The 14463-nt window shown below is 68.5% G+C and carries 14 protein-coding genes; 9 read left to right on the top strand and 5 right to left on the bottom strand.

The features are described from left to right. Positions 1–65 precede the first annotated feature (65 nt). The 5 genes from SB751_RS24525 to SB751_RS24505 are packed head-to-tail and all read left to right on the top strand — an operon-like array spanning position 66 to position 3729. The gene (locus SB751_RS24525) at positions 66–821 is read left to right on the top strand and encodes a GntR family transcriptional regulator (RefSeq protein WP_280527752.1); all 756 of its coding nucleotides are present in this window, start codon (positions 66–68) and stop codon (positions 819–821) included. 3 nt (positions 822–824) lie between these two features. After that, positions 825–1649: a transporter substrate-binding domain-containing protein gene (locus SB751_RS24520; protein ID WP_144196596.1), complete on the top strand. Its 825-nt coding sequence runs from the start codon at positions 825–827 to the stop codon at positions 1647–1649. A 46-nt stretch (positions 1650–1695) separates the two neighbouring features. Next, a complete protein-coding gene (locus SB751_RS24515) occupies positions 1696–2364 on the top strand; it encodes an amino acid ABC transporter permease (RefSeq protein WP_144196595.1) in 669 nt (222 codons plus the stop codon). After that, a complete protein-coding gene (locus SB751_RS24510) occupies positions 2361–3017 on the top strand; it encodes an amino acid ABC transporter permease (protein ID WP_149137984.1) in 657 nt (218 codons plus the stop codon). Before SB751_RS24515 ends, SB751_RS24510 begins: the two co-directional genes overlap by 4 nt. Beyond that, on the top strand, positions 2998–3729 hold the full coding sequence (locus SB751_RS24505; protein ID WP_144196593.1) for an amino acid ABC transporter ATP-binding protein: 732 nt from the start codon (positions 2998–3000) through the stop codon (positions 3727–3729). Before SB751_RS24510 ends, SB751_RS24505 begins: the two co-directional genes overlap by 20 nt. Here the strand turns inward: SB751_RS24505 and SB751_RS24500 are convergent. Next, a complete protein-coding gene (locus SB751_RS24500; RefSeq protein ID WP_144196592.1) occupies positions 3726–4649 on the bottom strand; it encodes a sterol desaturase family protein in 924 nt (307 codons plus the stop codon). The two genes, SB751_RS24505 and SB751_RS24500, sit on opposite strands and share 4 nt — an antisense overlap. Positions 4650–4912: 263 nt before the next feature. Between SB751_RS24500 and SB751_RS24495 the strand changes: the two genes are divergently transcribed. From SB751_RS24495 to SB751_RS24480, 4 genes are all read left to right on the top strand, one after another. Beyond that, on the top strand, positions 4913–5221 hold the full coding sequence (locus SB751_RS24495; RefSeq protein WP_280527753.1) for a hypothetical protein: 309 nt from the start codon (positions 4913–4915) through the stop codon (positions 5219–5221). 45 nt (positions 5222–5266) lie between these two features. Beyond that, on the top strand, positions 5267–5980 hold the full coding sequence (locus SB751_RS24490; RefSeq protein ID WP_211942848.1) for a response regulator: 714 nt from the start codon (positions 5267–5269) through the stop codon (positions 5978–5980). Next, on the top strand, positions 5980–7311 hold the full coding sequence (locus SB751_RS24485) for an ATP-binding protein (protein ID WP_211942849.1): 1332 nt from the start codon (positions 5980–5982) through the stop codon (positions 7309–7311). The genes SB751_RS24490 and SB751_RS24485 overlap by 1 nt, the downstream gene beginning before the upstream one ends. A 105-nt stretch (positions 7312–7416) precedes the next feature. Then, positions 7417–8160, top strand: a complete 744-nt coding sequence (locus tag SB751_RS24480) for a DUF4410 domain-containing protein (RefSeq protein WP_410748644.1) — start codon at positions 7417–7419, stop codon at positions 8158–8160. On the opposite strand, the gene SB751_RS24475 is transcribed toward SB751_RS24480, so the two are convergent. From SB751_RS24475 to SB751_RS24460, 4 genes are all read right to left on the bottom strand, one after another. Next, positions 8142–9413, bottom strand: coding sequence for a M20/M25/M40 family metallo-hydrolase (locus SB751_RS24475; protein WP_211942851.1), 1272 nt, complete (start codon positions 9411–9413; stop codon positions 8142–8144). The genes SB751_RS24480 and SB751_RS24475 overlap by 19 nt on opposite strands. A 125-nt stretch (positions 9414–9538) precedes the next feature. Beyond that, complete coding sequence (locus tag SB751_RS24470) at positions 9539–10273, bottom strand: BON domain-containing protein (protein ID WP_211942852.1); 735 nt, start codon at positions 10271–10273, stop codon at positions 9539–9541. A 171-nt stretch (positions 10274–10444) separates the two neighbouring features. Continuing rightward, entirely contained in the window at positions 10445–12139 is a 1695-nt protein-coding gene (locus tag SB751_RS24465) for an FAD-dependent oxidoreductase (protein ID WP_244844544.1), read from the bottom strand. Positions 12140–12194: 55 nt separating this feature from the next. Beyond that, positions 12195–14426, bottom strand: a complete 2232-nt coding sequence (locus SB751_RS24460; protein ID WP_250025466.1) for a xanthine dehydrogenase family protein molybdopterin-binding subunit — start codon at positions 14424–14426, stop codon at positions 12195–12197. Positions 14427–14463 lie beyond the last annotated feature (37 nt).

Below are 14463 nucleotides of genomic sequence, written 5' to 3'. Positions count from 1 at the left end.
GCGCCCCAATTTTGCCCACAAGTCTTGCATACAAGGCTGGCATACCACTTGCAATAGTGGTCCCCGTGAGCGAACTCCAAGACAAACCCTCCGCCGACATTGCCCAGCGCATCACCGAGGCCATGCTCGCGCAAAAGCTGCTGCCGGGCTCGCGCCTGGGCGAGCAGGAACTGGCCGCGCTGTTCGGCGTCAGCCGCACGCTGGTGCGCGAGGCGCTGATGCGGCTGGCCGCGCGCGGCATGGTGACCGTAAGCGCCCGGCGCGGCTGGTACTTGATCGAACCCGGCGCCGACGATATCCGCGCCGCGTTTGCCGCCCGCCGCATCATCGAGACCGGCCTGCTGCGCGAGATCAGCGCGGCCCAGCCGCCCAGCGCGCCGGCCATCCACACGCTGAAGGTGCATATCGCCCGCGAAAAGGCGGCGCTGGACGGCAACGACGCCGGCGAGCGCAGCTTCCTGCTCGGCGACTTCCATGTCTGCCTGTGCGCCACGCTGGGCCACGGCCTGCTCGTGGATACCCTGCGCGACCTGACCGCGCGCACCACGCTCGTGGCCAGCCGCCAGCAGTCCGCCGCCGACGCGGGCCGCTCCTGCGCGCAGCACGAGGAAATCGTCAACGCGCTGGCCGCCGGCGACGGCGAACGCGCCGCCCAGTTGATGACCGACCACCTCGGCGAAGTCCACGCCAGCCTGGACGCCGTGCCGGCGGACCCGCTGGCCGGCCTGCGCCATGCCCTGGCGCCGGTTTCCGGCCGCGCGCCGGCGCCCCCGATCTCCGCTTCCTCCCGCTCCAACCCACCCGCTTTGAAAAAGGACTGACCGATGACCCCGACTCCATCGACCCCGCTGTTCTCCAAGGCGCGCCGCGCGCTGCTGCTGGGCCTGTTCGCCAGCGCCAGCGTCTGCGTGGCCGCCCTGCCCCGTCCGGCGCAGGCCGACACGCTCGCGGACATCACCAAGGCCGGCGTGCTGCGCGTGGCGGTGCCGCAGGACTTCCCGCCGTTCGGCTCGATTGGCGCCGACATGGCACCGCAGGGCCTGGACATCGACGTGGCCGCGCTGATGGCCAAGAAGATGGGCGTGAAGCTGCAACTGGTGCCGGTATCCAGCACCAACCGCGTGCCCTACCTGCAGACCCGCAAGGTGGACCTGATCATCTCCAGCCTGGGCAAGAACCCCGAGCGCGAGAAGGTGCTGGACTTCTCCGAAGCCTATGCCCCGTTCTATAACGGCGTGTTCGGCCCGGCCGACATGGCCGTGAAGAGCGCCGCCGACCTGGCCGGCAAGACCGTTGGCGTCACGCGCGGCGCGGTGGAAGACCTGGAGCTGTCGAAGATCGCCCCGGCCAACGCCACCATCAAGCGCTACGAGGACAACAACGCGACGATCTCCGCATTCCTCTCCGGCCAGGTGCAGCTGATTGCCACCGGCAACGTGGTGGCCTCGGCGCTGATCGCCAAGCATGCGCCCAAGGCGCCCGAGACCAAGTTCCTGATCAAGAACTCGCCGTGCTTTATCGGCATGAACAAGGACGAGCCGGCGCTGCAGGCCAAGGTGAACGCCATCCTGGCCGAAGCCAAGAAAGACGGCGCGCTGAACTCGCTGTCGATCAAGTGGCTGCTGCGTCCGCTGCCGGCGCAGCTCTGATCGCCGCCTGATCCCCGCTCCGCTCCCGCTGCAACCGGTCCCGTCCATGGCCTATCAGTTCGATTTCCTGTCGGTGCTCGATTACACCGACGTCCTGCTCAAGGGCATCGCCGTCACGGCACAGCTCACGCTCACGGGCGGCGTGCTGGGCGTGGCGGTGGCCATCTTTGGCGCCTGGGCCCGGACGCAGGGGCCGGCATGGCTGCGCGCCATCGTCAGCGCCTATGTGGAGGTGATCCGGAACACGCCGTTCCTGATCCAGCTCTTCTTCATCTTCTTCGGCCTGCCCAGCCTGGGCGTGCAACTGCCCGAGATGGTGGCCGCCTCGCTGGCGATGGTGATCAACCTGGGCGCCTACGGCACCGAGATCATCCGGGCCGGGCTGGCCGCCACGCCGCGCGGCCAGTTCGAGGCTGGCGCCAGCCTGGCGATGTCGCCGCTGCAGGTGTTCCGCCACGTGGTGCTGCGCCCGGCGCTGCAGAAGATCTGGCCGGCGCTGTCGAGCCAGATCGTGATCGTCATGCTCGGCTCGGCGGTCTGCTCGCAGATCGCCGCGCAGGACCTGACCTACGCCGCCAACTTCATCCAGGGCCGCAACTTCCGCGCCTTCGAGGTCTATCTGGTGAGCACCGTGATCTACCTGTTGCTGGCGCTGCTGCTGCGCCAGCTGCTGCGCGGCGTGGGCCGGCAGCTGTTTGCGCGGAGGGCGCGATGATCGACTTCACGCTGTGGGACATCGTGCGCAACCTGCTGCTGGCGGCGCGCTGGACCGTCCTGCTGTCGCTGGTGGCCTTTGTCGGCGGCGGCGTGGTGGGCCTGCTGGTGCTGCTGATGCGCACCAGCAAGCGACCCTTCCTGCGCCGCGCCACCTGGGCCTATATCGAGATCTTCCAGGGCACGCCGCTGCTGATGCAGCTGTTCCTGGCCTTCTTCGGCCTGGCGCTGTTCGGCGTGGATGTGCCCGCGTGGCTCGCCGCCGGCGTGGCGCTGACGCTCTGGACCGCCGCCTTCCTGGCCGAGATCTGGCGCGGCTGCGTGGAGGCGATTCCGCGCGGCCAGTGGGAGGCATCCGGCAGCCTGGCCATGAGCTACGTGCAGCAGATGCGCCACGTGATCCTGCCGCAGGCCATGCGGATTGCCGTGGCGCCTACCGTCGGCTTTGGCGTGCAGGTCATCAAGGGCACCGCGCTGGCCTCGATCATCGGTTTCACCGAGCTGTCCAAGGCCGGCACGATGATCGTCAACGCCAGCTTCCAGCCATTCACCGTGTATGCCGCCGTGGCGCTGATGTACTTCGCGCTGTGCTGGCCACTTTCGCAAGCCAGCAAAATGCTGGAGAGGAAATTCCATGCCGCTCATCGCCATTGACCAGGTTCGCAAATCGTTCGGCAGCAACGAGGTCCTGAAGGGGGTTTCGCTGTCGGTGGAGCCGGGCGAGGTCATCGCCATCATCGGCAAGAGCGGCTCGGGCAAGAGCACGCTGCTCCGCTGCATCAACGGGCTGGAGTCCATCGACGCCGGCGCCATCACCGTGGCCGGCGCCCATCTGGCCGACACCGAGCTGCAACTGCGCGCGCTGCGGCTCAAGGTGGGCATGATCTTCCAGCAGTTCAACCTGTTTCCGCACCTGAGCGCGGGGCGCAACGTGATGTTGTCGCCGATGATCGTCAAGGGTGTGCCGGAAGCCCGGGCGCGTGAGCTGGCAGAGCTGAACCTGGCCCGCGTGGGCCTCTCGGCCAAGTTCGACGCCTATCCGGATCAACTTTCCGGCGGGCAGCAGCAGCGCGTGGCGATTGCCCGGGCGCTGGCGATGCAGCCCGCCGCGCTGCTGTGCGACGAGATCACCTCGGCGCTGGACCCGGAACTTGTCAACGAGGTGCTCCAGGTCATGCGCGGGCTGGCTGCTGACGGGATGACGCTGCTGATGGTCACGCATGAGATGCGCTTCGCCCGCGAGGTGTGCGACCGCGTGGTCTTCATGCACCAGGGCAAGGTCCACGAGATCGGGCCGCCGGACGAGGTCTTCGCCCGTCCCAAGACCCCGGAGCTGCAGCAGTTCCTGGGCATGGTGGAAGCCTAGGCGCGGGCCTGACCCTGAGACTGCGCACGCAGGTTCTCGGTGGTCTCGCCCTTGCCGTCGGGCTGCCAGCCGGGGGGCATGGTCAGGTAGCCGAGGGCCGCGCCGAGGCTGGGTGCCGCCGCCATGTCGCGGAACAGGCCAATCCAGTGCTCGAACTGGTTCATCAGCGGGTTCACCGTGCGGGACGGCTTGACCAGCCCGTAGCGGCACGGCTCTTCGGCACGCTCGGCCACGTAGGTGCCGAACAGGCGGTCGAACACGATCAGCACGCCACCGTAGTTGGCATCGAGGTAATCGACATTCGAAGCATGGTGCACGCGGTGCGCAGACGGCGTGTTGAACACGTATTCGAGCCAGCCCAGGCGCGGCACCCACGTGTTGTGCAGCCAGAACTGATAGAGCAGGTTGAACATCAGCGTGGCCAGCACCACTTCCGGGCGCACGCCGAGCCAGACCAGCGGCGCAAAGAAGATCGCCGTGCCGGTGAGCTTGCCCGTCCAGCCGAGCCGGTAGGCCGAGGCCAGCGTGAGCTGGTTCGGCGAGTGGTGGACCGCGTGCGTCGCCCAGAAGAAGCGCACGCGGTGCGAGGCGCGGTGATACCAGTAGTAGCAGAACTCCTGCCCTACGAAGAGCAGCAGCACCATCAGCGCGCTGTTGAGCGTGACCGTGAACAGGCGGTGATCCCAGGCGAAGGCGAACACGGGCGTGGCCAGCGAGAGCGGCAGCAACACCGAGAGCTTGCGGCCGGCCAGGTCGGCCAGCGACAGCCAGACCTCCCGCCAGTCGAACGGGGCCTTCGAATTCCGGCGCTTGCGCCAGAGCACCACGGCTTCGACGAGCGAGACGGCGACGATAAACGCCGTGGCGTAGAGGGCGATCCGCTGGACGGATAGTTCGGGGTTGGCGGTGGGAGTCAGCATGGCGTGCCTCATGGGGTAGTCGGTTGGGCATCGGGAACGCACTGTCAGGAACAGGATGGTGCGTCGCGGTGAGCCAAATGTAGGTGCCGCCCGCCAGCCGCGCCATGCGGGAAATATGTCGCCGGATGTCATGCCCGGACCGGTGCCGCGCCGTGTAACACCGCGACATGGTTTGCGCCTCGCGGACTGCCCCACCCCCTCCTATAGTTCGTCCCGTTGCCGCCGCACACCGGTCGGCTCACCTCACCAGGAAGGGACTCACCATGAAACGCCTCGGCTTCGCTACCGCTACCGCCGCCCTCATCGTCGCCACCGTGACCGCCGCCACGCCCGCCTTCGCCGGCTGGTATGGCGCTGGGGCCGTCGTCGTCATGCCGCCGCCGCACGTTGTCTATGTCGCCCCGGCGCCGCGCCCCGTCTATGTCGCCCCGCCGCTGCCGCCGGTCTATGTCACGCCCCAGGCCGAATATGTCGCGCCGCGTGCGGTCTATGTGGCGCCGCCGCCCCACCCGGCTGTGTGGGTGCCGGGACATTGGGTGGGACGTGTCTGGGTGCCCGCACACTACGCATGACTTCGGGTATCGTTCCCGCATGACGGATGGTCACGGAGACATGCCATGGAGGTAGTCAACCGCATCCTCGTGCTGGACGACGAGGCCGAGTTGCGCAACATGCTGCAGCGCTTCCTGACCAGCCAGGGCTTCCGCGTGCGCGCCGTAGCCGATGGCAAGCAACTCGACCGCTACCTCCAGCGCGAACCCTACGACCTGCTGGTGCTCGACCTGATGATGGCACCCGAGGACGGCCTGACCATCTGCCGGCGGCTGCGTGCAGACGGCATCACGCTGCCCGTGCTGATGCTGACCGCCAAGGGCGATCCCATGGACCGCGTGCTGGGGCTGGAAACCGGCGCGGACGACTACCTCGCCAAGCCATTCGTGCCGGACGAACTGGTGGCCAGAATCCGCGCGCTGCTGCGCCGCCAGCGCATTGCGGCGGGCGACCCCACCGTCACCGCGCAGACGCTGCGCTTCGGCGAATTCGAGTTCGATGTCGGCCAGCAGACGCTGCGGCTGCGTGGCGATCCCGTGGAGGTGCATTCAGCCCAGATGCTGTTGCTGCACGCGCTGGGCTCCTCGCCTAACCGGCCCGTGAGCCGGGAGAACCTGCTCGCCCGCGCCCGGGGGCGGGACCATGACGCGCTGGACCGCAGCATCGACGTACAGGTGCTGCGCCTGCGCCAGATCATCGAGGAAGACCCATCCAAGCCCCGCTTCATCAAGACGGTGTGGGGCGTGGGCTACATGCTGGTGGCCGGCGTGGCGTCGTGATGCGGCTGCCCCGGTCGCTGCTGGCGCGCAATATCGCCCTGCTGGTGGCGCTGGTGGCTGTCACGCAGGCCTGCTCCCTCACGGTGCTGCTCCACTACATGCAGCGCCCGCGCATCGAGCGGGCGGCCATCATCTTTGCGGACTATGTGAAGACGCTCGATAGCGTACTGGCCGCGCTGCCGCCCGCCGAAGCACAGGCGGTCACCGCGCGGCTCGGCGCCCAGACGGCAGACCCGGTTCCGGCGCCCCCCGCAGACGGTGCCGCCAGCCCGCTGCGCCTGTTCCGCACCTACCAGCGCGACGTCTTCTTGCACGCCCTGCGCCGTGACCTGCCGCCCGACATGCCGGTGCGCTGGCAGATCGGCGCCCCCGATGCCGAGGAGCGCCTGTGGATCCGCGTGCACGTGGCCGGTACCCCGGCGTGGATTTCCCTGCCGATGACCGCCGATGCCCGCGCCAGCGGCATCCTGGCCGCGCTGGCGCTCTCCACCGCACTGGCGATGCTGGCCGCGCTGACCGGCTACCTGATCCAGCGCCACCTGAACCGGCCGTTGCAGGACCTCGCCCGCGCCGCACGCGACGTGTGCGGCGGCGAGATGCCGGCACCGCTGCCCACGGACGGCCCCACGGAAATCGCGCAGGTCAGCGCCGCCTTCAACCAGATGACCGACACCCTGCGCCAGGCCGAAGCCTCCCGCGCGCTGATGCTGGCGGGCATCTCGCACGACATCCGCACGCCGCTGACCAAGCTGCGCCTGGCCATGGCAATGGCGATGCCACGCGGCAGCGACGACGCTTTCGTCGCTGCCACCGAAAGCTATCTCGACCAGATCGACACCATCCTCCAGCAGTTCATGGACTACGCCGGCAGCGGCGAGCGCGAGCCGCCCCAGCCGGGTGACCTCAACGCGCTGGTGCGGCAGTTGTCATCCGATTTCGCCGGGCTGGGGCACAGCTTCGAGCTGTCGATCGGCAACCTGCCGCCGCTCGACTACCGCCCGGTGAGCCTGATGCGGCTGCTGATGAACCTGATGCAGAACGCCGTGGTCTACGGCCGCACCGGGCTGGCTGTGCGCACCTGGGCCGATGCGGAAACCGCCTACGTGGCAGTGTGCGACCGGGGCGACGGCATCGGCGCCCAGCAGTTGGAACAACTCAAGGCACCTTTCGCTCGCGGCGACAACGCGCGGGGCCATTCAGGCGGCACCGGGCTGGGGCTGGCGATTGTCGAGCGCATCGCGCGGCTGCACGGCGGCTCGCTGCAATTCCGCCCACGTGACGGCGGCGGCCTGGAAGCCGTGGTGGCGCTGCCGCTGCGGCCAGCGGCCTGACATTTCTCGACATACTTCCTGCATGGCATCTGTAGGCGGTTTTTCCCATACTGGGTTCCAGCGATGCACCGACACGCTCCAACCCAACCGATACAGGATTTCGCCATGCAAACCACCCAACTCTCCCTCGTTGCCCGCCGCTTCACACTCGCCACGCTGACCGCCGCCACGCTGCTTGCCGCCGGCTGCGCCAGCGCCGCTACCACCATGACGCAAGACGTTGCCGCCCTCCCCGGCAACGCGGACATCATCTACGTGCAGACCTTCAATGCCAACCCCGATCAGGTCAAGGTGGACAGCCGCCTGATGCAAAAGGTCATGACGATGGCCGGCACCGACAGCCAGGCCGGTAAGGCCGTGCGCGATGCGCGCGAGGCCCGTGACCAGGTGAGCGATGAAATCGTGCGGCAGCTGCGCGCCAAGGGGCTCAACGCGGTGCGCCTGGATGGCCCGGTCCCGGCGGGCGCGAATGCGCTGGTCGTTACCGGCCAGTTCGACAAGATCGATGAAGGCAACCAGCGCCGCCGCATGCTGGTGGGCCTGGGCGCGGGCAAGAGCAATGTGGGCGCGTCGGTCGAACTGGTCTACCAGCCCGCCAGGGGCCCGGCGATGCCCTTGCAGGACTTCCACGCCAGCGCGGATAGCGGCCACATGCCCGGCGTGGCGGAAACCGCCGGCGTGGGCGCGGTGGCCGGCCATGTGGCCATGTCAGCCGCCGCCGGTGGCGCGGCGCATGGCGTCAGTGAACTGCAGCACGACAGCGTCTACAACGACGCCACGCGCCTTGCCGACGCCATCGCCAAGCAGGTGGCCCAATCCGCTCAATCTGCTCAGCGCCCGCTCTCCTGAAGCATGCGCGTCATCAGGTAGAGGCGCGGGACGATGGAATCGAGTTCGATGTACTCGTCACGCGCGTGATAGCCAAAGCCGGACAGGCCAAAGCTCTCCACCACGGCGGCCTTGCCCGACTGGCCCGCGAAGCCGGCATCGGTGGCCCCGCCCGTGCCGGGAAACAGCGCCAGTTGCCGGCCGTCCAGTTCCGCATAGATCTTCTGGGCCTGCGCCGCCAGCTCCCGGCCGCGCGCATTGACCACGAAGGGCGGGCGGCCCTCCTCCATCGTGATGGTGGTCTGCGTATCGGGCACCAGATGGCCCGCGTTGACCTTCTCCTGCAGCGCCGCCTGCAGCTTCTGGGCGGCACCGGCAGCCGTCACGCGCACGTCGCCGAAGGCGCTGGCCGATGCGGGAATCTGGTTGCGCGCATCGCCGGCCTTGGCATTGGTCCAGTTCAGTTGCGAGCCCGGCACGGACTTCGCCACATCGCGCGTCTGCTGCAACTGGTAGGCCAGTTCCATCAGGGCATTGCGGCCCAGCTCCGGCGCCGCGCCGGCGTGCGCGGCGCGGCCCTGGACAGCCATCGTCGCGGAGGCCGTGCCGGCGGCGCCAAGCAGCAGCGACTCCGTCTTGGCCACGGCCTTGGCCGGATTGGGCTCGCAGGACAGCACCACATCGTGCTGCGCCCCCAACGCGGCAATCGCGGCGCCGGAGCCGAGCGAACCGATTTCCTCGTCGGCGTTGAACAGCACGGTCACCCGTGCGAAGTCCTTCCAGCCCTGCGCCTTCATGATCTCCAGCGAATGCAGGATGACCGCGATGCCGCCCTTGTCGTCCGCGATACCCGGCCCGTAGAGCTTGTTGCCCTCCTCGCGGATCGGCTGCGAGGCCAGCGTGTTATGCGGATAGACCGTGTCCATGTGGGCGATCAGCAGGATGCGGCCCCGCCCCGTGCCCTCCAGCGTGCCCTTGACGATCGGGCCGTGGCCCTGCGCCGCCGGCACGCGCTCCACGCTGGCACCCAGCGCCTTGAGGCGCTTCTCGGTGTAGGCGGCCATGCGGTTCAGCCCGTCGATGTCATGGCTGCCCGACTCGATCGACACCATCTCCTTGAGCGACTGCACCACGCCCGGCTGCGCGGCCTGTGCCGCCTGCAGCAGGACCGCGTCCGACCCGGCGGCCAGCGCGGTGCCGCCCCAGGCCAATGACAATGCGATGGAGAGCGCAGCGGGCAGCGCTGCGCGACGATGACGAACGGAACGGGGCATGAGGATTCCTGTGTGGACGGTTGGCGACAAAAACCGATCCTAGCGCCTGCGCGCGCGGCCGGGGAGAGTCAATCCCGCCAATCCACGCGCCATTCCCGCCAACGCCATGCCCCTCAGGAGGTGATTTAACTGCTCAGCGAGATACGGTTGACGACGTCCTCTACGCCGTACACATACCAGGCATCCCGCTCTACCTGCTTGCGCGCGCCTTCGCTCGTGGCATAGCCGTCGAGCGTTACCACACGCTGCGCGGTGCGCACCGCGATGCGGCCCGCATCGACGAACGGATCGGTTTCCAGCACCAGTTGCAGCGCCTCGGTGATTTCCTCATCGCTATCCGCCTCGGCCGGCGCCACCACCAGTTCGTTCACCACGCAGCGGCAGCCGCGCGACCACCATGCCAGCACGCCAGCCAGCCGCATGTGGGAGAGGCTGATCACATTGCCGGTCAGCGTGACCACGCCATTGACGGCGGCCACCTCGATCCAGCCGCTGCGCTCGCCCACGGCCTCGCGGCGTGCCTCGTCCTGGCCCTTTACCTTCGCGCAGATTTTGCAGTTGCGGAAATCGATCGCGGTAAGCAGTCGCTGGCACACGGCATCGCGCAGTTCGCCGTCACCCACCGGCGCGCCGCCATCGGCAATGCGCAGGTGGTCAATGACCATGGTCACGCCGTCCACGCGCCGCAGATGTGCGGCGGCGCGCGTCTTGTCGACGATGTCCGCCACCTCGCCCTCGAGGATCAGCGCGCCGTCGGAAAGCCGCAGGTGAATGGTGGGATGAAGGTGATGGCCCTGATACGGCACATGCGCCAACGCGGCTCGCGCCTGCGTCAGCACCGCTTCGCTACTCTGCTGCATGATGTTTCTCCATGTTTCGTGGAGATGAGTGGCGCGTGCCCCTGCCTGCGAGCACGCGTGGCAGCGACTGGCCGCGCATCAGCCCGCGCGGCCTGTCCGTCCAGCTATTGTAGGCATTCCGATGGGAGCGCGTTGGCGGAGTGATGCCGGCGCCTCTGGGGCGGAAAGGGCTCAGCCCGCGCCGGGCTGGCAGGTGCCGCGCATGCCGGCCAGCACGGCGTGAATCTGCGCGACCACGGCGGCGCCCTCGCCCACGGCGGACGCCACACGCTTGATCGACCCCGAGCGCACGTCGCCGATGGCGAACACCCCTTCCAGGCTGGTTTGCAGGGACGGCACGTGCGGCGCGGCATCGGGCACATCGGCCCCGGTCAGCACAAAGCCTTTCTCGTCGCGCACCACCCCGCAGGTGGCCAGCCACGCGGTATTCGGCGCCGCGCCGATGAAGACGAACAGGTGATGCGTGGTCATGCAGCCCTCCACGCCGCCCGCGCCCCGGTAATACACCCGTTCGAGACGGGCCCCGCCCTCCAGCGCGCGCAGGTCCACGCGGGTGTGCACGGTCACGTTGGGCAGCACGGCAATCCGCTCGGTCAGGTAGCGCGACATGCTGTGCTCAAGGCTGGTGCCCCGGATAAACAGGTGGACATGCTCGGCATGCGCGGCCAGGAACACCGCCGCCTGCCCGGCGGAATTGCCGCCGCCCACCAGCAGCACAGGCTCCTTGCGGCACAGGCGCGCCTCGATCGGCGTGGCCCAGTAGTAGATGCCGGACGACTCGAAGCGTTCGAGGCCGGTCACGTCCGGCCGCCGGTATTCGGCGCCGCTGGCAATCACCACGGTGCGCGCGGCAATGCGGCGCCCATCGGCCAGCTCCACGAACAGCGGGCGCCGGTCGCAATACAGGGCCCTCACTTCACATGGAATGCCGATATGGGCGCCGAACTTCTGCGCCTGGGCGAAGGCGCGGCTGGCCAGAGACTGCCCGGTGATGCCCGTGGGAAAGCCGAGGTAGTTCTCGATGCGCGCGCTGGTGCCGGCCTGCCCGCCCGGCCCCCGGCAGTCGAGCACGGCCACGGACAGCCCTTCGGACGCGGCGTAAACTGCTGTGGCCAGCCCGGCCGGGCCAGCGCCGACCACTGCCACGTCGTAGACGTGGGTCGGATCGAACTCGGGAATCAGGCCCAGGCACGAGGCCAGGTGGCCTTCGTCCGGATTACGCAGCACGGTGCCGTCCGGGCAGACCACGAGCGGGAAATCGTCCGGCAGCGGCGTCAGGCGTTCGAGCAGCGCGACGGCCTCGGGGTCCATCGCCGCGTCGAGCGTGGTGTTGGGGAAGCCGTTGCGCCGCAGGAAGTTCTGCAGCGCGAGCAGCCGCCCGTTGTCCGGCGCGCCGACCAGCACCACGCCGTGGCCGCGCTCGATCACCAGCATGCGGCGCAGGATCAGCGCGCGCATGATGGTCTCGCCGACGTCGGCCTCGCTGATCATCATCGCGCTGAGTTCGTCGGGGCGCACCAGCACGGCCTCCACGTCATCGATCACGCGCGCATCCACCACGGCCGGCTTGTTCGACAGCTGCGTCACGTCCGAGGTGAACTCGCCGCGCTGGGTGTAGGTGTGGAGGACGCGCTCATGGCCCAGCCCGTCGCGCCCGACGATCCGCACCTTGCCGGACAGCAGCAGGAACATGCCCGGGCACAGGCTACCGGCCCGATAGAGGTACTCACCGGTGGCAAAGTGCGACAAGCGCCCGAAGCGGCGCACGCGCTGGATGTCCTCCTCGGTCAGCACGGGGAACATCTGCGCGTAGCGCGGATGTTCGCGCACGCCGGGATCATCCTCCGGAACCGGATTGTCGACCATCCCCCCCTCCCGCTCCCGCGCTCGGCCAGCCATCGCTATATATATAGGCCACCGGCTAGGCGGCGGCCCGGCCGGGCGCGTCCATCAGCTTCTCCATGGTGATGGGCAGGTCACGGATACGCTTGCCCGTGGCGTGGTAGACCGCGTTGGCCACGGCCGCCGCAAAGCCGGTAATGCCGATCTCCCCGATGCCGCGCGCGCCGAACTCATTGAAGGCCAGGTCGGGGTAGTCGAGCAGGATGACGTCGATGTCGGGCTGGTCTGCGTGCACCGGCATCACGTACTCGGCGTAGTTGTTGTTGCCCGGAATGCCGTTGCGCTCGTCGTACTCGGTGGCCTCGAAGAGCGCCATGCCCACGCCCATGACGATGGCGCCTTCCACCTGGTTGCGCGCCGTGAGGGGATTGATGACGCGGCCTACGTCGATGGCGCTGACCACGCGCGCCACGCGCAGGCGCGAGATGCCGGGGTCCCAGCGCACCTCTACGAAATGCGCGCCGAACGACATGAACGACATCTTGTCCGTGGGCGTGCCGCCGGTGCGGGCATGGCCCTCGGCGCTGGCAAAGCGCTGCGCGGTCAGCACGGCCGGGTAGTCTACGGTGCGCTTCCCATCAGTCAGGCGGCCATTCTCGAAGCGAAGCGATTCGGGCTTCGCCCCGGCGAACGGCGCGCCCTCCTGCGTGGCGAACGTGCGCAACTGGCCGATGGCGTTGCGCGTGGCCTCCGCAATAGCCGGCAGGACGCTGGCAGTGGCCCACGAGCCGCCCGAGACGGGAGCCGCCGGGAACGAGGAATCGCCGAGCTTGACCTCGATCTTCTCGAACGGCAGGCCGGTCAGCTCGCTCACCGTCTGCGCCGCAATCGTGTAGGTGCCGGTGCCAATGTCCTGGATCGAGCAGATCACCGATGCCGTGCCGTCGCTGCGCAACTGCACCCGCGCTTCGGCTGGCGTGCGCCAGGCATCCCAGTTGCAGACGGCCACGCCATAGCCGGCAATCTCGTCGCCCACGCGCATCGCGCCAATGCGCGGGTCGCGCCTGGCCCAGCCAAACTTGCGGGCGCCCTGCTCGATGGCCTCGCGCAGGTGATTGCTGGACCACGGCAGGTTGGTGCTTTCATCGCGCGTGGAGATGTTATCGAGGCGGAACTGCACCGGGTCCTTCTGGCACGCCAGCGCCAGTTCGTCGATGGCGGATTCCAGCGCGAACAGGCCCGGCGCGGCGCCGGGCGCGCGCATGGAGGTGGGCGCGCCCCGGTGCACGTCGATGGTGTGGTGCGTGACCAGCACGCTCGGGCACGTGTACAGGCTCGACGTCATGCCGCCGCAGTTTTCCACGTACTGCTCGATGAACGACGTGGTGTTGATCGACTCATGCCGGATCGACGTGATCTTGCCGTCGGCGCCCGCCGACAGCCGGATGTGCTGCTTCGTCTCCGGCCGCTGCCCCGTGGTCGTGAACATCTGCGCGCGAGGCACCACCAGCTTCACCGGGCGCCCGGTCATCTTCGCCGCCGCGCAGGCGGCCACCGAGTGCGGCCACAGGAACAGCTTGGCGCCAAAGCCCGAGCCGATGAACGGGGCGTCCACGCTCACGCTCTCCGGCGTAAGTCCGAAGATCTGCGCCAGCGTGTTGCGGTGAACCAGCACGCCCTGCGAGGCCTCGTAGAGGTGCAGGTCACCGCCCTCCCACCAAGCCACCGTGGCGTGCATCTCCATCGGGTTGTGGGTCTCCACCGGCGTGTGGTACATGGCATCTACGCGGACCGGCGCGGCGTCGAAGTCCCGCGCCGGCTCGCCACGCGAATGACCGCGCCCGCCGTCCTGCAGCTTGCCGGCCGCCATGCCCTGCTCCAGATTGGCAAGTGCCTTGGCCGGGGCATACGTCACCTTGACCAACTGGGCTGCCTCGCGCGCATGTTCGTAGGTATCCGCCACGACCAGCGCGACGAACTGCCCGGCGTAGTGCACCTTCGCGTCCTCGAACGGCAGGCGGTGCTCGTCCGTGATGCCGGCGGTCAGGATCGTGGCTGGCGAGATCGGCGCCTTGGGCGCGCGGTAGAGCCGCAGGAAATTGTCATGGTGCAGGACGTTGACGACGCCCGGCACGCGCCGCGCGGCCGCGGTGTCGATGGCCGTGACGCGGCCGCTCGCAATCGTGCTGAATACGCCATAGGCATGCAGCATGCCGGGGAGGTTGCGGTCCGCCGTGTACAGCGCGGCGCCGGTGACCTTGAGACGTCCGTCGATACGGCGCGGCGACGCGCCGATGGCATTCTTGTTCACGCTGGACTCCCGTTGTCGAGTGAAGGTCCGCTGGACC

The organism is Cupriavidus sp. SIMBA_020 (genome assembly GCF_046535395.1).
GTDB lineage: Bacteria > Pseudomonadota > Gammaproteobacteria > Burkholderiales > Burkholderiaceae > Cupriavidus > Cupriavidus campinensis.
This window is presented reverse-complemented; position numbering and strand designations above follow the sequence as displayed.